The organism is Mycobacterium colombiense (genome assembly GCF_001665835.1).
Lineage (GTDB): Bacteria > Actinomycetota > Actinomycetes > Mycobacteriales > Mycobacteriaceae > Mycobacterium > Mycobacterium colombiense_A.
Genome location: NZ_LZSX01000090.1, coordinates 28,328 through 48,415 on the forward strand (window position 1 = coordinate 28,328; position 20,088 = coordinate 48,415).

Genomic DNA, 20,088 nt, shown 5'->3' on the forward strand with positions numbered 1-20,088 from the left:
CTCCTACCGACATCGTCTAGGTCGCGGTATACCTGGTTCAGCTGACGATCAAGGTGTCTAGGGATACCGCGGAACCGGCAGGCTAGCTAGTGATTCCCGCCAATTCGCGTGCCACCGCGTCGAACGCGCGCAATGTGTCGAGCATGTGCGGTTCGTGCGAGTCCAGTTGGGTGGACAGCTTGGCGGCGACCAGCTCCGCGCGACGGTTGACGTAGATCATCTGTCCGCACATGCCCTGGCACAACACGACGTCGTTGCCCGGATAGGGGAACCACATCTGATTGCGGTACATCCCGCCGGGCATTTCGTTGTCGTCAGGGCTGGCGGTGAACGCCTGGCGCGAGTCGGGCCCGCCGTCGAGGGTGTCGGCGATCCACGCCGCCGGCACCACTTGTTGGCCGGTCAACGAAGCACCGTCACGCAAGAACAGCGACCCGAATCGGATCATGTCGGTAAGGCAGGCGCTGATACCGCCGTCAAAAAACCCTGTGCCGCTTCCATCTACGCCGATGGTGGCATCGCATTGGGCACCGATGCGGGTCCAGAGGAGTTGCGACATCAGTTCGGGCATTCGCAGGCCGCCGGCGACCTCGCAGATCCAGCCCAGCACATCGGTTTCACACGAACGATATTCGAACGGGCCGCCATGAGCGGACTTCTGCCGCAGGGTCAACAGGAATTCCTGCAGCGTGGCGGGGGCGTCGGGGCTGTTCCTGGGCGCCCAGCCCATCGCCTGGTCGAGAAGATGTATCTCCGCAGCCGGGTCCTGATAGTTCTCCGAGAAGCCGATGCCCGACCTCATGTCCAGCAGGTGCCGCACCGTGGCTCCAGCGTAGCCGCAATCCGCCAGTGCCGGAACATATTTCGTGACCGGCGCGTCGAGCGCGATCGCACCGGCCTCGTGCAGCGAACCGACGACCGCCGCCACCAGCGACTTGCTCACCGAGAACAGCAGGTGCCGAGTCTGCGCGCCCATGCCGCCGAGGTACTCCTCGGCCACCATCGCCTCGCGGTGACAGACGGCCCACGCGTCGGTGCCGGTGGTGGCCATTACCGCCCCCACGGTGCTGACCTTCCCGCCATTGCTGGTCACCCGGATCGCCGACACGGGAGCGGCGGCCGCGGGCAACGTCGCGACCGGCCCGGTCCCGCACGAGATGACGTCAGTCGGCACAAAATCTTCCACGTGTTGGAAGGACCACTGCGCGTAGGGCGCCGAGAGCCAGTTGTCCAGTGAGATGCCGGCCGGGGCGTGAGCCGTACGGCCGTCGGTCACGCGCGTGCGACGAGCCGGGAGACGATCGGCGCGGCGGGCGTCAGGGGCGTCGAGACGAACTTCGCCTTCATACCCTTGACCCAGCGCTGGCAGCGCTCGCTGAGCTTGTAGTCGTCCGTCTGCAGGTGTGAGCGAGTGACCAGCACGCCGAGTTGGGCACCCTCGGAACGTAAGTCGCCGGGCGCCGCGACCCGCATGTAAAAGGCCTCGGAGCCGTCGAGCAGCGTGGCCCAGTCGTTGGCGGTCCGCGAAAAGGAGACCCGACCGTCGTCGTCGATGCGCCATACCCCGGTGCGTGGCGTCGCGGTGAACAGCTCGACGTCCGGCGACGTCTCCGTAATGACCACCTGACCCCAGACCTCGTCCTCGCCATAGCCGCGCTCCCAGCGCGAGTTGATCTCGTCGATGTCGAGCTCGTACTCCACGTCCATGTACTCGAGCAGATGAAAGAGGAACAGCGGCATGTCGGCGTAGGCCTCGGTGGTCAGGTTCGTCATCGGGCTTGCGCCGGACAGGCGGGGGTTCACCTCGCCGAGGTAGAGCTCGTTGGAGTCCAGGTCATGCAGAAGGTCCACCTCGAAGTAGCCGAGGTAACCCTCGCGGCGCATGACGTCGCCCAACTTTGCCACCATTTCTCGCGCGGCGTGGGTCTGGGCGGGCGGCAGCACCTCGCGCCAGATGTCATTGCCACACCAGCTGCCCCGGCTCGGAGTCAGCTCCGAATAACCGACGAGGCTTGTCATCGCGGGGCCGACCACGGTGCCGTGGCGGGTCACGGCACCCTCAAGGCACACCTCGACATTACGGATGCGCTTCATGACTTTGACTTCTTGTTGCGTGGTCAGGTCACGAGCATGCTCGTCCCAGTCGCGCTGACCGTGCACAAAGAACGTCCCGCTGCCGGCGTTGCCGTAAGCGACCGAGATGACGAGGTCATCTTTCAATCCGGCGTTCTGCGCGAGCGCCAGTAGTTCGTCGTAGGAGCCGGCCCGTCCGATTACGTGTGGCACGCTCGGTATGCCCGCCTCGTTGGCCAGACGCGTCATGACGATCTTGGAGCCCAGGCGCTGGCGCAGCTCGAACGGCGGATGCATGACCTCGAGGCCTGCCGACCGCGCGAGGGCCTGGATTTCCTCGTTCAGCATTACAAAGCAGCACTTGCCACCGGGACCTTTACCGGCGATGAATTCAACCGTCTCGGGATCGGACAGGAGGTGGCTGCACACCTCGTCCATGGAGTCGAAATCACGGCGGTCGCGCCGCCGGGGCACGAACACGCGCGAATGTGTGCCCTCGAAAGAGTCAAAGTAGGTCAGGTAGAAGAAGTTTCGTATCCATCGGTCAACGCCGAGCAGATTGAACGGCGTCGGCGAGATGAAGTACAGCGGCACCTTGTTCGTGTGAAAGAACGCGCGTATGTCCGACAGGCCGTTCAGCGTCCGGCGCGGCTCGGACCCCATCACGTCTGCCGCGGTGACGTCGAGGCGCGAAACCGGGGCGAGGGTTGTGTCGCAACCCGAGGCGGTGCGGTCAGCGCAACGGCGACGAAATGGCATACCTCCATTCGACAAGTGTGCGCCCTACCCGTGCCCGTGTCGAAGAATCGAATGCCTGAACGCGGGCCGACGATTGCGGATCTCAGCCTGCATTGACTCTGGCGGGTCCGAGGTGGACGGGTAGGTACTTGATTCCGTGCAACAGGGTGCTGTCGTTCGGGATCGGTGCGCCGGCGAGCGTGAGTTGGGGAAAGCGTTCGAAGAGCGCCTGCAGACCGACGTTCAATTCCATGCGGGCGAGCGGTGCGCCGAGGCAGGCGTGAACACCCGTGCCGAAGCCGATGTGCTCGCGGGCGTTGACACGGGTGGTGTCGAATTCGTCGGGGCGCTCGAAGACCGCAGGATCGCGGTTGGCTCCGGCGATGCTGAGGAAGACGGTCGAGCCTCGAAGCACGGTGTGGCCGTCGATCTGCACTGTTTGGGTGGCCACCCGGGCCCCGAATTGAGCGACGCAGTTGTAGCGCAGCGTCTCTTCGACCGCGTTGGGCCAGCCCTCGGGATTCGCATGAAGGCGGGCCAACTGGTCGGGGTGATCGACGAGCGTCACGACGGCGTTACCGAATGCGTGGGTGGTGGTAATGAAGCCGGCACCGAGTAGCAGGCCCGCGAACATCCTGACTTCGAGGGCGGTGAGCTCGGTTTCTTGAAGGACCGCAGACAAGATGCTGCTGTCGCCGCCACTGCGGCGGAGCCGCTCGATGTGCGCGTCGCTGTAGCGTTCGAACTCGCGCAATGCCGTGAGGGCTGTCTGGAAATCCGCCCACGACGGCACCGTGGTGGTGAGCAGTTTGGCGCCGGGTTCGGCCAGCGCGTGCAGATAGGGGATTTCCTCGCGGGGGATTCCCAGCATCTCGGCGATGACCTCGATGGGGATTCGCGAGGCAAAGTCGGCGATCAGGTCGCAACCAGTGTGTTCAGCGAGATCGTCGACCGCGGCGTTGGCGATCTCCTGAATGCGGTGGCGCAGTCGGTCGATCGCCCGCGGAGTGAATGCCCGCGACACCAGGCGTCGTAGGCGCTCATGCTCGGGTGGATCGATGACCAGCAAAGACGGTGGCTCCAGGCCGTTCAGCACACCTGGGTTCGTCTTCGTCAGCACCCACCGAGCGATCCGAAATGGCGACCGGTCGCGGGGTTTAGCGGTTCGGAACCTATCGTCACGCAACACCTCACGCACGAGCTGCGCATCGGCGGTGACCCAGCCGGCGATCACCGGCGAAATGCGCCCCCGCTCGCGGATCTGCTCGATGAGGCGCTGCGCGTTGTCGGGCCGGTTGTTATCGATCACCAACTCGGCGAAGGGATCGCCCCGGCGAGCAAGCACCTTCAGCGTCGCGCGAGCCAGCCCGTAGCCGAACAACCAATGCGACCGGGTTTTGAGGTCCATCCCCGCATTGTTCGCTCTGCCAAGCCTTATGGATAGAGGCGAGCACGCCGCAGTCGCCGACGCCGGCGGGCGAGTGCAGACGGTCGCATGCTGCGGATCCTCGAGATAGCGGCGCACCACGCGAAATCCGTTGCGGGAGTGCGGGCGTAGGAAGCTGACTGCTTAGCTGGCGACCGACCGCTCCAACGTCGCCAGCGACGCGGCGAGGTAATCCTCGGCGAAAATCGGCATCTGGCCGACGCGTTCCCGGAACGCCTGCGGCGTGCCGCTCCAGTCGTAGGTGAGGGTGACGTCCGTGCGGCCACCGTTGGGGGCGAGGTCGTAACGCCAGAACCAACCGCCGGGGGTGTGGTTACCCGAATCGTCGAGGATCCCCGGCAGCCACCCGATGGCGCGGTCCCGCTCGAACACGTTGACCAGGTTGTACGTGACGTAGTCGCCGCCCGCCTGCGTGAGGTACATGTTCATCGCGAACATCTGTCCTGCGCCCGTGATCGGCGCGGTGTCCACCGCGTCGCGGACCCAGTCGGTGGGTTCGGTGTTCCGGTGGCGGGAGGGGTCGGCGAGGACGCTGAAAACCTCGGCCGCGGTGGCGGCGATGGTGCGGGTGACGACGTACTGTTCGGTGGCGCTCATGATCGGTCCGGTCCGTACGCGGCCGCGATATCGGGGGAGTCGAGCCACCCCGAGTAGGTGGGTCGCGAAGGCCAACCCTCGGGCGAATCGAGCCATTCCTCTTGGCGACCCCACGGCAGAATGTCGATCAGTCCGAAGGAGTGACTGAGCTGCTCGGTGCCTCGCCCGTTCGTATGCCACGTGCGGTACACCGTGTCGCCGTCGCGTAAGAACACGTTGACGCCGAAACCACCACCCGGCGGCGCGTCCATGTCGGCGGCGAACGTGCTCTGCGACGACGAATACCAGTCCATGCAATTGCCGACCCGGCGCTTGTAGGCGAGTGCTTCCTCGATCGGTCCGTTGGTGACGATGACGAACCGGGCGTCGTAGTTGGCGAGGAACTCCAGCCGGGTGAATTGCGAGGTGAAACCAGTGCATCCACCGCACTGCCACTGCGCGCCGTCGGACCACATGTGGTGATAGACGATCAGCTGCGATCGGCCGCCGAAGACATCGGCCAGCCGGATTGGACCGTCGGCACCGACCAGGGTGTAGTCGGCCAATTCGACCATCGGCAGCCGCCGCCGCTGGGCGGCGATCGCATCCAGTTCGCGGGTGGCGGCCTTTTCGCGTTGGCGTAATTCGTCAAGTGCGGCGCGCCAGGTGTGGTGATCGACAACCGGCGGCAACGCCGTGTTTTTCGTGGTCATGTCTCCACCTTTGCTCTTAATTTCTCCGTCTGGAAGGTCTGACCGGTGGACGGCGCCAAATTCATCGGGAAAAGACGCCACCCCCACTACTCGATCGCGAAAAATGCTCTTGACCCGCATGCCCAGTGCTGGGTTCGATATTGAAGAACGATGGGAGGCCCGCGATGAGGACGTTCATTCGCCATTTTGTAGTCATCGCCATGTTGGCGTTCGCCTCGATGGCGGCCGTGACAATCATGACGCCCGCGGTGAGTAAGGCCGACTGCGGTGACGGTGAGTGGTGGGACCCGACCGGCAAGGTCTGCCGACCGCTCGGAGTCGGGCCACAACCCTTGGCCTGCGACCCGGGCCAGTGGTGGGACCCGACGGCCAACGTGTGCCGGCCCCTCGGTGTCGGGCCGCAACCGCTCGCGTGCGACAACGGCTGGTGGTGGGATCCGGGCGCCAACGAATGCCGTCCGCCCGCGGTACCGCCGGCCGGCTGATACGCACACCCGGGTCGCGAAAACATAAGTCTCGCACCGCGGAAGGCCATTGGCGGTGACTTCGCGATTGTCACTCAGTCGACGATGATCCCACCGGTCAGATTGGCAACAGTCCCGGTCATCGCCGACGCACGATCGGAAGCCACCAATACGGCGGCCTGGGCGAGTTCCGCCAGGGTAGTCGCCCGGTTTCGGTGACTGTTGGCGGCCATCGTGGCCGCGAATTCCGTTGGGGTGGTGTGGTATGCGCGGGCGTGTAAGCCGAAGACGACGTCGATGGTCGAGGTTTCTTCGATGCCGCTGGTACGTAGGCAGACGGCGCGCACGCCGTGCGGCGCCCATTCCGCCGAGAACGCCCGATTGAGTGCTTCCATCGCGGCCCACGCCGGACTCATACCGCCGAGCAGCGGTATGCCCAATCGGGCAGGCTCGGGTGTGTGCATGAGGATGACTCCCGATTTCTGGGGGATCATGTGTCGTGCGGCCGCTCGAGCGGTGAGGAAATGCGCCTGAGCGTACGTCGTGATCGGCAGCGAGAAATTCTCGAGTGACAGCTCGGTCAGCGGTGTTCCCTGCATATGATCTTGCGCGATCCCGATGGCGTTGAACGAGATATCGACCGTCGCCGCTTTTTCGGCGACGGCATCGAGGTGTTCCGCCACCGCCTGTTCGTCGAGCGCGTCGACCTGCGCGGCTTCCGCCGTTCCGCCGGCGGCGGTGATTTCTTTGGCGACGGTGTTGATCGCCTCGAGGTCGCGTCCGGTCACAAAGACGCGTGCGCCCTCCTGGGCGAATGCGCGGGAAACCGCGGCGCCTACGGCACCTGCGGCGCCGTAGACGATCGCGGTCTTGTTGTCGAGCAGCATGGTGGTCCTCCCTCCGCCGTCTAGCGGCGGTTTGATTGCGGCTGAACGTGATTCGGTTTTAACAAGCGGCCTTCGCAGGCCTAGCGGGCCGGTTCCGGGTTCATCAGAGCGGCGTATCGGACTTCGAGCGCCTTGGCCGCGCCGCTGCGCCAACTCTGCGAAACCGACTGCGACATCGGATCGGGAAAGATCTCTTCGGCCCCTTGCTCCACCCCGTCAAGGATGGCGCGCGCCACGGAGTCCGCAGCCGATTTGGGTATGTCGAGCCCTCGGGTCATGTCGGTGTCCACCGGTCCGGTCAGGACCGCGTGAACGCGGACGCCCTGTCCTGACAACAGAACCCGCAAGGATTGCGTCAAGTTGAATGCGGCCGCCTTGGAGATGGAATAGGCGGGAATCAGGGGCAGCGGGGCCAGCGCGTTCACGGAGAGGTTGTTGACGATGGCTCCCCGCGACCGAATCAGCAACGGCAGCAAGGCCTGCGTGAGGTCGTAGGTACCGAAAAGATTGACCGCGAGGTGTTGTTGGAGCACGGTGCGATCGCTCAAGTCGTCGTAGAGCGCAACCCCGGCGTTGTTGATCAGGATGTCGAGGGATTCGACTTCCCTGGCGGCCTGCTCAACCTGTGCCGCATCGGTGATGTCCAGCGTCAGGGCCTTCACGCGTGGATCTGGGTGGGCGACCGGCCGGCGTGTACCGGCGTACACCCGCGCGGCGTCTCGGTGCAAAGCCTCCTCGACGATGGCCCTCCCGATGCCACGGTTGGCACCGGTCACCAAGACGGTCTTACCAGCGATGGTCATGAGTCCTCCTAAATCAAAGCAAGTAGCGGTCAGAGGTATGGATGCGGCGTGGCGCAGAAACTGGGCGGCCATGGCGCGCCCATTTTGGGGCGCGGCCGGTGTCTGTATAGGTAAACAAGACAAAGGAAGCGAAGTGGTAGGTGATGGCAACCGAATTGATAGCCAGGGCGCGGGGCGGCGATGGGGAGGCGTTCCAGCGCTTGACGGAGCCGCACCGCCGCGAGCTTTTGGTGCACTGCTACCGGATGCTCGGGTCGTTGCAAGACGCCGAGGACGCGCTGCAGGACACGCTGCTGTCGGCCTGGCAGAGCATCGACGGGTTCGAGGGACGCGCCTCGATCCGCACCTGGCTTTACCGCATCGCCACCAACCGCTGCCTCAACACCCTGCGCATGAAAAGTCGACGCCCGGCCAAGGCGTGGAACGTGCCGGAGAATAATCCGCCGGAGCCCACCCGACTCGGCGAAATCACCTGGCTTGAGCCATATCCTGACGCTCTCCTTGAAGGCGCGCTGCATGCACCGCCGGGACCGGAAGCACGCTACGAGCAAACCGAGGCCATCTCACTGGCGTTCGTAACCGCGCTCAATGTGCTGCCGGCCCGCCAGCGCGCAGTGCTCATCCTGCGCGAAGTGCTCGGCTACCACGCCGGCGAAGTCGCCGAAATGCTGGACAGCACAGTCGAATCAGTGAACAGCGCGCTGAAGCGCGCCCGCTCCGGCCTACAGCGTCACCTCGCAGAACACGAAGCCGAAGCGCCCCCCGCTCCCGACTCACCAGCCGAACAAGCGCTGGTGACGAAATTCGTCCGCGCCTACCAGGACGGCGACGTTGACGCCCTCGTCACCCTGCTCACCGACGACGTCCGGGTCTCCATGCCGCCGATTCCCCTTGAATACCACGGCCGTGACGTCGTGGCTCGCTTCTACGCCAGCATCTTTCACACAACCCGCGCATATCACCTCATTCCCACCCGCGCCAACGGCCAACCCGCCTTCGGCGCCTACCTCCGCGCTCGCCACGGCAATGTCCAGCGCGGGGCGGGGCTGCTCGTGCTGACCCTCACGGGCGGCCGCATCAGCGCACTCACCCGTTTCGACAACGACCTGCTGCCGCACTGGGGACTCCCACGCTCACTGCCGAACTGATCGGGCCCTGATCACGGCGTTCCTGAGCACATGAAGGGAAATCCGCACCACGGCTTCCGCGTCGCCTCGGGCGGCGGTGGGCCGCCTTCCCAAATACCCGGGGCGGCGTTTCCGTGCCCCCAGACGACGCCGTACCAGATGTGGCATTGACTCGCGTCCCAGTTGACCTGCGTCCCCGGACATCCGCGGCCGGTCTGGGGGTGCAGCCCGGTCTTCTGGTCTTCTGGGCAACAGGTGTAGGGCCCGCTGGCACCGGGCGGCACCGGCCCGTCTTGTGCCAGCAGGCCAGGCGTCTCCGGCATCGTGTCGGGCTGGGCCTGGGCACTGCCCAGCGCGAGCCCCATTCCGGCCGCCGCGAGGCTCCCCGACAACAGGGCTGCGCCAACAACCTTCTTCAGGGTTCGGGGAGCGTCCACAGCATTGTCCTTTCGCTGCTACCTGGCATCTAACGCCGAAAGCTCGCGAAAGTCTTACGTTTTTGCTCGGCTACCGATCCCAAACAGGTGCTCGCGGTCGGTGCTCCGTCTCGGCGAAGGCGTTACACCCCGGCGGGGACCAACGCGGCCGACGTCCGCATCTCGTGCCGGAGCGCGGTGAAGTCCGTGATCGTCTTGGTGCTCACGGTCGCCACCGGGCGGGAGTTGCGGCCGGTGGCTTCGCGCTTGGACACCATCACCACGCTGTCGATGTAGGGCTGAATGGTGGTGGCGTTCTGCACGGTCGCCACGATCACCAGTTGGAAGCCGAACTTGCGGAACGCCTGCAGAGCCTGCTGCGCGAACTGTGGGTCGGACTTGGAAAACGCCTCATCGAGCATCAGCTGGGCGAAAACCGGTTTGTTGTCCGCACTTTCGGGGTTGGCCAGGTTGAAGCTCAGCGCACCGGCGAGGCAGAAAGCCATCAGCTTCTCCTGCTCGCCACCCGAGTTGTCGCCGGCGTTGCTGTGGCTGCGGATCAGTTCATCGCTGCTGACGTCCCATTCGGCGCAGTCGAAGGTGAACCGGTTGCGCACGTCGAGGGCGTCGCGGGTCCAGGCCTTGTCTTCCGGGGCGGTCGACGCCAATCGGTTGCGCAGCCGCAAGATGTCGGCGTACTGGTCCAGGATGGCCTGCTTGTCGCCGAGGCCGACCTCGGCGATGCGCCGTGAGATGGCCCGCACGATCTCGGTGAGTTCGGCGACCGCGGTCAGGCTGCGCGAGGTGGCGCGCAGGGTGAGCCGGGTGCCGCGGTTGAATTCCACCGCCCCCAGGCCGGTGTTGACCCGTTCGATCTGCTCGCTGATTCGCCGGGTCTCCTGCTCGGCCACCCGGTGCAGGGTCAGGATGGCGTCGGGCGCCTGCTCGGTGACCAGGCGCATCATGCGCTCGTAGGCCTCGGGCAGTTCCCGCTCATCGATATGACGGCACAACGCGACGTAATCGTGCACGCGCTCGTCGAACACGTCGCTGTCGTTGGGGATCGCGTCGGGGAACGCGGTGTCGAACGTGTTGAGAATGCGCGCGAGCTCATCGTATGAGCGCCTGCGGCTTTCGCGCAGTTGCTCGCGTTCGCGCCGGATCGCGGTAAAGACCGCGTCGCGGTGCGGTTCCGGGTTGAGCATGTCGAGGGCAACCGGCACATCGGCGGCGTAGCGGTTCAGCAGGTCGGTCAGCGGCTCGGACACGAATGCCGGAGCGAGCCGTTCTTGCAACTCGAGCAGCTGGGTGCGGCGCCGGTCGAGATCGTCGCGGCGGGTCTGGATGGCGCCGCGGCGGGTCATCAGGGCCTGGATCTGTTCCCAGCACTCCTCGGCGCGGGCCGTGAGCGCCTCGATATCGGGGTTGTCGGCCAGCAGCAGCTCGAACTGCTCGCGCAGCCGGTCGGCGTGCCCGTCGGCGGTCTCGGCGTCGACGTGGGTCCACTGCTCGAACTGATCGCAGATGGCCTTGAACGCCGCGGCCCGGTCCCGCCACTGCTGGCGCTCGGCGGCGATCTCGTCGGCGACGCTGCGGGCCCGGCGGAACGCCTCTTCGGCGTTGGCGAGATCCACCGTCAGCGCGTCGACCTTGGCGGCGACATCGCCCTGGTAGATGTAGTCGGCCTGCTTGAGCGGCCGTCGGTCGTCCTTGATGGCCAGGCGCTCGGAGTCCTTGTACAGGCCGGTGTCGGTGACGGCGCGCCGGAACCGGGAGAACACATCGGGGGTGTCGACGCAGATGTGATCACCGGCGGCGGCGATGACGTCGGCAGCCTCGGCGGCGCAGTCATGGGTCGGGTCGACCACGAACAGCTTGCCCGCCAACGTGTTCGGCTCGGCCTCGGCGACCTCCGCGCCGACGAACCGGGCGCGGACGTGGTGCAGCTGCAGTCGCCCGCCCATGTTGGTCTCGTTGACGAACCGCAGCACCGCCGCGTAGTGGCTGTCGGGGACGAGCAGCCGCAGACCAACACCGCGAAGCACCTTTTCGACAGCGACGCGCCACCGGCTCTGCTCGGGCCGCAGATCCATCAGCTCGGCGATATAGGGCAGCTCACCGGGATCGAGACCCACAGCTGCGCAAATGTGTTCGCGCATGGTGAGCGCGAACTCCGGCAGCGCCGAGCCGACGCGCTCGACGCGTTTGAGTTCCTTGGCGGCGTCGTCGCGCGCGATGCGGGCGACCTTCTGGGAGTACTCAGCATCGGTCGAGGCTTCCCGGCCGCGATCCAGTCTGGCCAGCAGCTCGGTGGCACGCGTGCTGAGTTCCTCGCGCAGATTCCAGAATTCGTCGGCGGTGTCCGGGATGTCGAGACCGTGTGTGTTGAGCATGGATTCGTACGCGCTGCGCCGGCGCGACACCTGCTCGGCGTGCGCCTCGGCGGCGGCCACCTGCGACTGCAGCGGCCCCAGGCTGGCGCTGGATCCGCTGATCTGTGCGTTCAGCGAATCACCCTCGGCCTTGGCAAGATTGAGCTGGCGGGTGACGTCTTCGTATTCGTTGCCGAGCTGATCGATGGTGGCGTCCAGCGATTCGATCTGCCCGGGGCACTGCGCGAGCCGGACGTGATCGGTGTAGGCGCGGACCATCGGCTGGTCGACGAGGTCGATGATGCCCAGGTCGGAGGACTCCGAGGCGTAGCGCTGCTGGATCTTTTCGATGTCGCCGAGGATCTTGCGTTTGCGTTGCGCGACGGCCAGCAGTTCACGGGCGTCGACCAAGGGGTCGATCTGCTTGAGAGCTTCGGGCAACCGGCTCAGGCTGCTGGGCTCGTCGAGCATGAACTCCCGGACGAATTGCTCAAGCCCACCAACGCTTTTCAGCGATTTGGCCTTGCCGAGCAGCTGCTGCGCGGCGTCGGAGGCACGGATGCCGATGGTGGCGTACAGCTGGGCGAGGTACTGCGATTCCACCTTGGTGGAGAACCGCCAGTCGTCTTTGAACACCGCGGCGTCGAAGCGCCCCGTGGCCCAGCGGTTGCAGACGTTCTCGATATCGCGGTCGCCGTCGGCCAGCACGAACCGGCTCGAGGAGTCCGACCGAGATTCGCCGGTGAGCCACTTGAGCACCAGGCCGGTGACGGTGCGGCCGGTGTTGCTGCGGTACGTGACGGCGATCGCCGACCACGCGGTGCCGTCGCCGCGCAGGTACATGACCTTGCTGGTGCCGGCATCGCTGCGCTGGCCCCAGGCGCCGCGGACGTATTTATCGACGGTCCGCCGGCCCGCGCTCGACCCGGCGGCGGTGTTGTCGCCGGAGGCGTTGAAGTTACGCCGGTTGAACGGCAGGAAGCCGAGCGAAATGGCATCCAGCAGTGAAGATTTCCCGCTGCCGGAGGCGCCGGCGATCAGTGCGCCGCCTTCACTGAACGGGATGGAATGATACCCGTCGAAGACACCCCAGTTGATGACCTGCAGGCGCGACAAGTGGAACTGTTCAGTCATCCTCGCGTTCCTCCTCGTCGTCGAGACCCTGCTCCTCGGGAACGCCGCCGCCCAGAAGGATCTCGAACTGCCGCTGCAGCTCGGTGATCACCGAGGCCGTCATGACGGCGTTGATGACCGGGCTCACGGTGTAGCTGTCCTCGTCGTCGCGGGTCTTGCGCAAGATCTCCAGAGACGCCAGCCGCGCGATGGCCCCGTCGATGCGCGCGGTGAACGTGACGGCGTCGCGGTCGACATCGTTGAGCACGCCGGAGAACAGCCCGTGCATTTCGTCGCGGCTGATCACGACGGCCTGATCACCCGAGGCGCGCATCATCTGGGCCAGATGGAGCGCCAGGATCGAGTCGTAGGTGCCCAGCGGCTCACGGCGCAAAAGCTTTACGCCCCGGGCGGATTCGTAGCGAGCCTGCTCGACGAACGCGACGTCAGCGCCCTCGACGACGCGCAGCAGAAGATCCAGTTCGGAGAGTCTGACCGACAGTTGGGCGCGGTACTCCAGCACCCAGGTGTAGACGTCGCGATCGGCTTCGGCACTGATGTAGCGGCGCGTCAGCAGCTGTTGCAGCGCCCAGCAGGCCCGGTCGGGCAGCTCGGATACGTCGCCGTCGAACCGGGGTCGGCGCTGGTGCGGGGCGCGGGCCGTCTGGTCGACCTGGGGGAGTGCGGAGAACCCGCTATAGTCCGTGGTCTCTTTAAAGGTCTCTTCGACGGTCACGCGGTAGCCCCGAGCAGGGTGGAAACCGGTTCGGTGAACATCAAGTGCGGCACCTCCATTTCGCGATCGCGCCCGTCCAGGGACTGAAAGCGGACCGTGACCGACTCGGAACCCCGTGTGGAGTCCGGTTGTTTGAGCGCCCAGGACCACAGCACGATGACGTGGCCGAGGTAGGCCGAATCGAGCATCGCGACCGCATCCGGGAGCGACAGTTTCGCCCCGGAACTGATTGCGGTGTTGATCATCTCCGACATCGCGGGTGCGTCGACCTGGGTGGTGAGCGCTGTGAAGCTGGTCAGGTCGACCTCGCCCTCGGCGACCTGAGCGGGCTTCGGGTTGGACAGGTCGCCGATCCGGAAGCTCAGCGCGCCAACCGAACTGAACGCGTGGCGGGCCAGGGGGAGTTCGATGTCCAGCCGGGAGTCGGTCAACGACGCCTTGAGCAGGTTGCGGGCGGCGCCGATTGCCTCGTTGAGCTGACGGGCCACGCCGCGACTCTGTTCGAGGGTGCCGAACGCGGTGAACCGTTTGACGCGCTGCGCGCAGCGCTGCTGGATGCGCTCCACCTCGTCGATCTGATGGCCGACCAGTTCGAAGAAGCCGGCCATCACCTTGCGCAGGGCGGGGTCGAGGGCGGGGAGGGCATCGGCGACGGCGACGACGTCGGCTTCGAACTCGGCGCGCTGGTCGGGGTCGTTGATCATCCGCAGGAACGCGCGGTGCGAGTCGCGGCCCTGGGAGTCCCAGGCGGCCTCGTAGTCGGCGTACATGCGTCGCTGCCGGTCGCGGTATTCGATGTTGCTGTCGATCGGCTCGTCGAGGGCAGCGGTGGCTCGTTCGATCATGGTCCCGTACTGGCCGATGTCGGTGATCAGGCGTTCCATCTGCAGGGCGATGGCGTGGGCTTCGTCGTAGGCATCGGTGAGGTCGGCGTCGTGGCTGCGCTCACCCGGGCTGATGTTTTGGTCCAGGGCATCGAGTTCGGTTTGTAGAGCGGCGATTTCGGCTGCTATGCCGGTGCGGATGCGGTCGGGGTCATTGCCGACGCGCAGCGCGACCTGTTTGAGGCGGGATGCGATGCCGTTGATCGAGCCGCCGGTGGCGATGGTGTCCTGCCGGCGCATGCCGCGCAGGAAGTCGAGCGCCCGGCGCGCCTCCTGGGTCAGGTAACACAGGTTGCGTTCGACGCCGGAGCGCTGGTCGGCGACGCGGTGCAGCCAGCCCTGGCTGGCCCAGGACTTGATCAGGGCCAGGCCCGACTGCTCGCCGGCCTGGTCGAGCGCGGCGAGGTCGCGCTCGAGCCGTACGACAAGGTCGGTCTCGGGGACCACGCCGCCGCTGAGCTGGCGCTCCATCAGGGTGGCATAGAGGTTCAGGTTCAGTGTGGCCAGCAGGCGGACCGTCGGCGAGCCCTGAAGGCCACGATTGAATTCGAGCAGGTCGGCAGGCGACAGCGTGGTGTCGTCGTCCAGCACATGCCCTCCGTCTCGATCGATCGCGTCTCGGACGATCCAAGATATGGCACGGGGCCGACAATCGGTGCCCAGCGGGTGGGGTGTCGGGGGATGGTTTGGGCTAGTCGGCCCCAGTGGTCTCAGGCATCGCTCGAGTCCCGTAGTCACCGGCGAAAGCCGGACGAACGCTTGATCGGCACCGCGGAAACGGCGAGCCCTTCTCGCCTTGACGACACACCTGGTTGCCAAAGCGTTATTGCTGGGCTTTCTCATTGTGGGCTGCGGCGTCCTCACTGTGACTTACGTGCGCAGGCGTCGCGCCGGCGTGCAGCCATGGAGAAACCCTTACGCCTCACCGTATCTCGACATATATCGCGGCGGACTGCCTCCGATACCGCCGCCGCCCTCATCTGCCTACGAGCGGCCCGCTGACGGCGAGTATTCCTCGCGCGATCCCGACTGGGGTGCCAGTTAGCCCCAGTAGGCGAAGTCGCATGTGGGCCGCGGTTCACTCTTGAGGGATACCACCTTGTCGCCATCCATGATGATCGTGCAGATGAGGGCGTCGTCCCCGCCGTCGGCGGTTACCTGCGACTCCAGTTGGTTGTAGACGGGGTACTGCTTTTCCCACGGCAGCGGCGCATCGGTCTCGGTCTGTTCTGGGCCTCCGTTGATCCGGTAACGGATCGTAACCGGGCCGCTGCCACCACTGACCTTCATTACCGCCGTACCGACTGGCTGACCGGTGGGCGCCGCGGACGTTGGCGTCGGTGGTGCCGACGAGGCTATCTGTGAGGTGGTACCCACACCGCTGGTGGTGTGTACTGCCTGTCCGGAGGTGCTCTTGGTGCATGCCGTCGCGGCAACGCCAGCCGCTGCGATGCTGATGGTCACTGCGACGGCACAACGACACGAGCGCATGCCCAAAGTCGGGAGCAAACCGTGCCGACAATGATCCAGATCGCGCCCGTGGTCACACGCTGATGCCCTACTTCGTCATGAAATGAGGAAGAGAAGAATTTTGTCGGAGGGCGCAACGATGGATCGCTTGAATATGGTGGTGCGGATCTACTTGATCGCCGTGACAGCAGTTACGGCGGTCGTCACCGCAGGGATTGGGATCTGGTGTCTGATCGGGCCGAAGTCATTCGCCCATGCGGTGGGGTTCGAAGCGCACCGGCACTTCTTACATGACGTGGGTGCATTCCAGCTGGGTCTGGGCGTCATCCTGCTTCTCGCACTGATTTGGTCCGACGCGTTGGCTACCGCGCTCGCCGGATTCATCGTGGCCAACACCGTGCACACGCTCAATCACGTTGTAGACCTCGACGTGGGTGGTTCTGCCGCGCAAGCGTGGGCCCTCGGTGCCGTGTCTGTGGCGTTGATACTGGCATTCGTGTTGCGGCTGCGTCAACTCGGCTATGTGCTGGGAACCGTTGGCACGGCAGCCGATTCGGCACTAGCACCGTTCGTGCGACAGAAGACCATCTCGCTCACCACCTTTCGTAAGAACGGCGACCCCGGGTCTAGTCCGGTCAGCATCGTGGTGGACGGCGATCGCGCCTATTTTCGGAGTTTTGAGCGGGCGGTCAAAGTGCGCCGGATTCGGCGCAATCCCAGGATCGAATTCGCGGCGGCAACGGCATCCGGCAAACTGACGGGCCCAGCGCTGTGCGGCACCGTACGTCTGTTGGATGGAGCTGAATACTCAAAAGCAGGGCATCTGCTGCGGCAAAAGTATCCGATCCTCCACGGCTTGTTGGTGCCGCTGGCGCACCGGCTCATGCGGTCCAAGTATGGCCGCACCGTACACGTCGAGTTGACGCCGGCATCCGAGTTCGCCCGCTAGCAGACGACGTCCGGCCTATGCCGACTAAAGGTGACTTGCGGCGAAATCCGCGCCTTGGCCCACCATTCCGTTGGCCGCGTACATGGTGTGCGCGATACCGGGCGGCCCAGGAGGCGCGCCATTGCAAACGGTGTCGTCCGGGGCGCACAACTGGATGGTCTTGGGCGCGTACAGGGGGCCAATCGTGATGGGCGGCGCGCCGGCACCGCTCAGGAACTCTTTGGACGGAGTTCCGAACAGGACCACCGCGGCAACATGATTAGCCACCGCCGGCGGCATCGGCTGGGGTACGTAGGACACAAATTCCTGCGGGACTTCCTTTGGCACGGATGCCGAGGTGACGAATCCGGCCACGGCGGCGCCCTGCGAGTACCCGCCAAGCACCACTCGGGTGTTCGGACAATTCGCCGCCGTGGACTCGATATGCGTGCCGGCGTCCCTGATCCCGTCCACGACGGTTCTGGCGAATGCGATGCCGCCGTTGAAGTCGCTGCTCGCCTCGTAATTGACCGGATAGACGCCGACCGACTTGCCACCCACCCGGGACCCGAGCGCATCGACGAACGCCTGCCCGATTCCGCCGACACCAGGCGGCTCGCCGGTACCTCGGGCAAACACGACTTCAACGTTGGGACACGGCTCGGCGGAGGCCGCCGGGGTGGGGGCGCAGATCGTCCCCGCCCAGGCTGCTATTGCCGCAGTAGCGAGGTAACAAATGGTTCGTAGCGAGCTCATGACTGCGAATGCCCAGACACCATGGCGTCGAAACAGGTATCCGTTAGGACCATCGTGACGCGCGTTCGTCCCGCCCGCCGAGTCATACCGACCACGGTCGAAGTGGGTCCACGGCAGTCGAGGAGAGCGAGGGCGATTAATTCCCACATCGCTTCCAGTCTGTATCCCCGACACGGCATCAACCGCACTCGAGGAGAGCACCGATGACTGCTACGTATACCTTCGACGTGTTTTCCAGCCTCGACGGCTTCGGCGGCGTCAGCGGCGGTGATTGGGGCGGTTACTGGGGCAAGCAAGGTCCAGAACTGCTCGACCACCGCCTCGCGTTGTACGGCGGGAAGCAGCGAATGATCATGGGCGCCAACACATATCGGCTATTCGCACAGATGCTGGCCGAGAGCATCGAGGATTCCGACGTGCGCGACCCGTGGGTCACCCGGATGAGACACCTCCCGGCGACGGTGGTGTCAACCACCGTGGATGAACCTCTCGACTGGCCTGACGCGACCGTCGTGCGCGGCGACGCCGTCGACGTCGTTGCCAGGCTCAAGGAGGAGTCCGAGGTGCCGTTGCGCTCGCACGGCAGCCTGTCGATGAACCGAGCGCTGATGGCCGCCGGCCTGGTCGACCGGGTCCAGGTGACGCTCTTCCCTGTGATCACAGGTCAGACCGGCGATGCCAGAATCTTCCAGGGTGCGGCCGACTTCGACCTCGAGCTGATCGACAGCCGAACGCTGGACGGCAATATCCAAGAGCTCGTCTACCGGCCCACCCTGCATGTCTGACCCCCCATCCGCGCCGCCTCGGGCGCCTTAGGTGGACGACCGTTGAACCTTTAAACGCCGAGGATCGTGTTGACGGCTGTGGTCGCTTGTCTTCGCGCTTCTGACTTTCGCGTGCCTTGGCCCGACGACGACCTCGCATTCCTGCGCTGACATGTGAACACGTCTCTGCCCACGGTGGCGGTGCCTGCCCGGGCAGACGGATGAGGGGACTTCGGCAATGCTCAGTGTTGCGATCCGAGACGAGCTGGCCGCCGAGCTCGCCGAGGCCGAACGCAGTCGCGAGCCTATCGCTCCGTTGATCGCCGCCTATCCGGACATTGACGTCGTCGACGCCTACGAGATCCAGCTGATCAACATCCGGAATCGGGTGGCCGAGGGTGCGCGGGTGGTGGGCCACAAGGTGGGACTGTCGTCGTTGGCGATGCAGCAGATGATGGCGGTCGACGAGCCGGACTACGGCCACTTGCTCGACGAGATGCAGGTGTTCGAGGATGTCCCGGTCGATGCGGGGCGCTACCTGTACCCGCGGGTCGAGGTTGAGGTGGGGTTCATCCTGTCCGAGGACCTACCGGGCGCCTGTTGCACCGAGGACGACGTCCTGGCGGCCACCGAGGCGCTGGCCCCGTCGATCGAGTTGATTGACACGCGCATCACCGACTGGAAGATCGCGCTGTGCGACACCATCGCCGATAACGCCTCCTCGGCGGGCTTCGTGCTGGGGGAGGCGCGGGTGCCGCCGCGTGATCTGGACGCCAAGGCGATCGATGCGGTGTTGACGCGCAACGGCAAGGTGGTCGCCGAGGGCCGCGGTGACGCGGTGCTGGGCAACCCCGTCACGGCCGTGGCCTGGTTGGCCCGCAAGGTCGAAAGTTTCGGCGTGCGACTGCGAAGAGGGGACATCGTCCTGCCCGGATCGTGCACGCGCGCGATTGATGCGCGCCCCGGCGACGAGTTCGTCGCCGACTTCTCGGGCCTCGGTTCGGTCCAGCTGTCGTTCGAATAGGTCGCCACCGTGTTCGCAATGCGATGCGGGACTCGTTGACTCCCAAGCGAAAGCGGGAGTGAGAAGCAGTGGATCGAGGCCAACATTTCAGGACGATGTCAGTTGGGCCAAGGAATTGCAGCTTACCCGTGTGCGACGGCCGACATCCGCCTGTTTCGCTTTAGTGTCGGCTGCTATGGACCGACAGAAAAATCACGTGAAGCGCTGGCGCACAGCGCTTCACGCAACCGTGTCGGCACTGATGGTTGCGATCCTCGGACTGGCCATCAGCCCCGCGGCCCACGCTGCTGCGGCCACGGCGACGTTGTCGGTGGCACATACGTGGCAGACCGGTTTCATCGCCAACTTCACCGTTACCAACGCGAGCATGGCGCCGCTATCCGACTGGAAGCTCGAATTCGACATGCCGCCGGGACAATCCGTCCTGCACACATGGAACAGCACCGTCACCCAATCTGGCACGCACTACGTCCTGACCCCCGCGAATTGGAATCGCGTCATAGCACCCGGGGGTTCGGCCACAGGTGGTCTCAGAGGCGTGCTGACCGGTTCCTACTCGCCACCGGCGAATTGTGTGCTCAACGGGCAATATCCCTGCACCTAGCGGCGATTGCACACTAGGGGCTTCCGGACGGAACCGGCCCACCCGCATGCCTTGAGACCATCGGTTTTTGACGTACTGCGCATCAGTGACGATGAGTTTGGTTCAAGGCTTTCACGGTTGCGGTCCATTTGAATCCTTCACCAGTCGCCCCTGCGACCCTTGCACAGGATGCCCGCCAGGGCAGTTTGCTCTT

19 protein-coding genes are annotated in these 20,088 nt (G+C 65.2%); 6 read left to right on the plus strand and 13 right to left on the minus strand.

The features are described from left to right. Positions 1-82: 82 nt before the first annotated feature. The 5 genes from A5760_RS23065 to A5760_RS23085 form a co-directional block, all read right to left on the minus strand. The gene (locus A5760_RS23065; protein ID WP_064885130.1) at positions 83-1,276 is read right to left on the minus strand and encodes a serine hydrolase domain-containing protein; all 1,194 of its coding nucleotides are present in this window, start codon (positions 1,274-1,276) and stop codon (positions 83-85) included. Next, the gene (locus tag A5760_RS23070) at positions 1,273-2,736 is read right to left on the minus strand and encodes a biotin carboxylase (protein WP_064885132.1); all 1,464 of its coding nucleotides are present in this window, start codon (positions 2,734-2,736) and stop codon (positions 1,273-1,275) included. The genes A5760_RS23065 and A5760_RS23070 overlap by 4 nt, the downstream gene beginning before the upstream one ends. 178 nt (positions 2,737-2,914) lie before the next feature. Continuing rightward, positions 2,915-4,219 (minus strand): cytochrome P450, encoded by a 1,305-nt coding sequence (locus A5760_RS23075; protein WP_064885134.1) that lies wholly within the window; start codon positions 4,217-4,219, stop codon positions 2,915-2,917. A 162-nt stretch (positions 4,220-4,381) separates the two neighbouring features. Further along, positions 4,382-4,855: an SRPBCC family protein gene (locus A5760_RS23080; protein ID WP_064885136.1), complete on the minus strand. Its 474-nt coding sequence runs from the start codon at positions 4,853-4,855 to the stop codon at positions 4,382-4,384. Then, positions 4,852-5,547, minus strand: coding sequence for a DUF899 domain-containing protein (locus A5760_RS23085; RefSeq protein ID WP_064885138.1), 696 nt, complete (start codon positions 5,545-5,547; stop codon positions 4,852-4,854). Before A5760_RS23085 ends, A5760_RS23080 begins: the two co-directional genes overlap by 4 nt. Positions 5,548-5,711: 164 nt before the next feature. On the opposite strand from A5760_RS23085, the gene A5760_RS23090 reads away from it, so the two are divergent. Then, the gene (locus A5760_RS23090) at positions 5,712-6,032 is read left to right on the plus strand and encodes a hypothetical protein (protein ID WP_064885140.1); all 321 of its coding nucleotides are present in this window, start codon (positions 5,712-5,714) and stop codon (positions 6,030-6,032) included. Positions 6,033-6,106: 74 nt separating this feature from the next. Here the strand turns inward: A5760_RS23090 and A5760_RS23095 are convergent, their stop codons facing one another. Together A5760_RS23095 and A5760_RS23100 are read right to left on the minus strand one after the other, a co-directional pair. Beyond that, complete coding sequence (locus tag A5760_RS23095) at positions 6,107-6,898, minus strand: SDR family NAD(P)-dependent oxidoreductase (RefSeq protein ID WP_064885142.1); 792 nt, start codon at positions 6,896-6,898, stop codon at positions 6,107-6,109. Between the two features lie 80 nt (positions 6,899-6,978). Then, positions 6,979-7,773, minus strand: coding sequence for an SDR family NAD(P)-dependent oxidoreductase (locus A5760_RS23100; RefSeq protein WP_196772183.1), 795 nt, complete (start codon positions 7,771-7,773; stop codon positions 6,979-6,981). Positions 7,774-7,841: 68 nt separating this feature from the next. On the opposite strand from A5760_RS23100, the gene A5760_RS23105 reads away from it, so the two are divergent. Then, positions 7,842-8,849 carry a sigma-70 family RNA polymerase sigma factor gene (locus A5760_RS23105; RefSeq protein WP_064885146.1) on the plus strand — a complete coding sequence of 336 codons (1,008 nt, stop codon included), beginning with the start codon at positions 7,842-7,844 and terminating at the stop codon, positions 8,847-8,849. Positions 8,850-8,860: 11 nt separating this feature from the next. On the opposite strand, the gene A5760_RS26820 is transcribed toward A5760_RS23105, so the two are convergent. The 5 genes from A5760_RS26820 to A5760_RS23125 form a co-directional block, all read right to left on the minus strand. Further along, entirely contained in the window at positions 8,861-9,265 is a 405-nt protein-coding gene (locus A5760_RS26820) for a hypothetical protein (RefSeq protein WP_155764431.1), read from the minus strand. A 122-nt stretch (positions 9,266-9,387) separates the two neighbouring features. Then, complete coding sequence (locus tag A5760_RS23110; RefSeq protein WP_064885147.1) at positions 9,388-12,750, minus strand: ATP-binding protein; 3,363 nt, start codon at positions 12,748-12,750, stop codon at positions 9,388-9,390. After that, entirely contained in the window at positions 12,743-13,465 is a 723-nt protein-coding gene (locus A5760_RS23115) for a DUF4194 domain-containing protein (protein ID WP_064885149.1), read from the minus strand. The genes A5760_RS23110 and A5760_RS23115 overlap by 8 nt, the downstream gene beginning before the upstream one ends. Next, entirely contained in the window at positions 13,462-14,937 is a 1,476-nt protein-coding gene (locus tag A5760_RS23120; RefSeq protein WP_064885195.1) for a DUF3375 domain-containing protein, read from the minus strand. The genes A5760_RS23115 and A5760_RS23120 overlap by 4 nt, the downstream gene beginning before the upstream one ends. A 453-nt stretch (positions 14,938-15,390) precedes the next feature. Beyond that, positions 15,391-15,813, minus strand: a complete 423-nt coding sequence (locus tag A5760_RS23125) for a hypothetical protein (protein ID WP_231122719.1) — start codon at positions 15,811-15,813, stop codon at positions 15,391-15,393. Positions 15,814-15,958: 145 nt separating this feature from the next. On the opposite strand from A5760_RS23125, the gene A5760_RS23130 reads away from it, so the two are divergent. Further along, the gene (locus tag A5760_RS23130) at positions 15,959-16,768 is read left to right on the plus strand and encodes a PPOX class F420-dependent oxidoreductase (protein ID WP_064885153.1); all 810 of its coding nucleotides are present in this window, start codon (positions 15,959-15,961) and stop codon (positions 16,766-16,768) included. Positions 16,769-16,792: 24 nt separating this feature from the next. Here the strand turns inward: A5760_RS23130 and A5760_RS23135 are convergent, their stop codons facing one another. Beyond that, positions 16,793-17,503 (minus strand): cutinase family protein, encoded by a 711-nt coding sequence (locus tag A5760_RS23135; RefSeq protein WP_064885155.1) that lies wholly within the window; start codon positions 17,501-17,503, stop codon positions 16,793-16,795. A gap of 203 nt (positions 17,504-17,706) precedes the next feature. On the opposite strand from A5760_RS23135, the gene A5760_RS23140 reads away from it, so the two are divergent. The 3 genes from A5760_RS23140 (at position 17,707) to A5760_RS23150 (ending at position 19,895) form a co-directional block, all read left to right on the plus strand. Then, a complete protein-coding gene (locus A5760_RS23140; RefSeq protein ID WP_064885157.1) occupies positions 17,707-18,288 on the plus strand; it encodes a dihydrofolate reductase family protein in 582 nt (193 codons plus the stop codon). Between the two features lie 217 nt (positions 18,289-18,505). Beyond that, the gene (locus tag A5760_RS23145; RefSeq protein ID WP_064885159.1) at positions 18,506-19,291 is read left to right on the plus strand and encodes a 2-keto-4-pentenoate hydratase; all 786 of its coding nucleotides are present in this window, start codon (positions 18,506-18,508) and stop codon (positions 19,289-19,291) included. A gap of 175 nt (positions 19,292-19,466) precedes the next feature. After that, positions 19,467-19,895, plus strand: a complete 429-nt coding sequence (locus tag A5760_RS23150; protein WP_064885161.1) for a cellulose-binding domain-containing protein — start codon at positions 19,467-19,469, stop codon at positions 19,893-19,895. The last annotated feature ends 193 nt before the right edge of the window (positions 19,896-20,088 follow it).

What these genes read in the sequence shown, in the direction of transcription:
- A5760_RS23080 (WP_064885136.1), bottom strand. Translation starts at nt 4,855, where the DNA reads ATGAGCGCCACCGAACAGTACGTCGTCACCCGCACCATCGCCGCCACC.
- A5760_RS23075 (WP_064885134.1), bottom strand. Translation starts at nt 4,219, where the DNA reads ATGGACCTCAAAACCCGGTCGCATTGGTTGTTCGGCTACGGGCTGGCT.
- A5760_RS23130 (WP_064885153.1), top strand. Translation starts at nt 15,959, where the DNA reads ATGGATCGCTTGAATATGGTGGTGCGGATCTACTTGATCGCCGTGACA.
- A5760_RS23070 (WP_064885132.1), bottom strand. Translation starts at nt 2,736, where the DNA reads ATGGGGTCCGAGCCGCGCCGGACGCTGAACGGCCTGTCGGACATACGC.
- A5760_RS23150 (WP_064885161.1), top strand. Translation starts at nt 19,467, where the DNA reads ATGGACCGACAGAAAAATCACGTGAAGCGCTGGCGCACAGCGCTTCAC.
- A5760_RS23095 (WP_064885142.1), bottom strand. Translation starts at nt 6,898, where the DNA reads ATGCTGCTCGACAACAAGACCGCGATCGTCTACGGCGCCGCAGGTGCC.
- A5760_RS23145 (WP_064885159.1), top strand. Translation starts at nt 18,506, where the DNA reads ATGCTCAGTGTTGCGATCCGAGACGAGCTGGCCGCCGAGCTCGCCGAG.
- A5760_RS23090 (WP_064885140.1), top strand. Translation starts at nt 5,712, where the DNA reads ATGAGGACGTTCATTCGCCATTTTGTAGTCATCGCCATGTTGGCGTTC.
- A5760_RS23140 (WP_064885157.1), top strand. Translation starts at nt 17,707, where the DNA reads ATGACTGCTACGTATACCTTCGACGTGTTTTCCAGCCTCGACGGCTTC.
- A5760_RS23110 (WP_064885147.1), bottom strand. Translation starts at nt 12,750, where the DNA reads ATGACTGAACAGTTCCACTTGTCGCGCCTGCAGGTCATCAACTGGGGT.
- A5760_RS23135 (WP_064885155.1), bottom strand. Translation starts at nt 17,503, where the DNA reads ATGAGCTCGCTACGAACCATTTGTTACCTCGCTACTGCGGCAATAGCA.
- A5760_RS23100 (WP_196772183.1), bottom strand. Translation starts at nt 7,773, where the DNA reads ATGGCCGCCCAGTTTCTGCGCCACGCCGCATCCATACCTCTGACCGCT.
- A5760_RS23085 (WP_064885138.1), bottom strand. Translation starts at nt 5,547, where the DNA reads ATGACCACGAAAAACACGGCGTTGCCGCCGGTTGTCGATCACCACACC.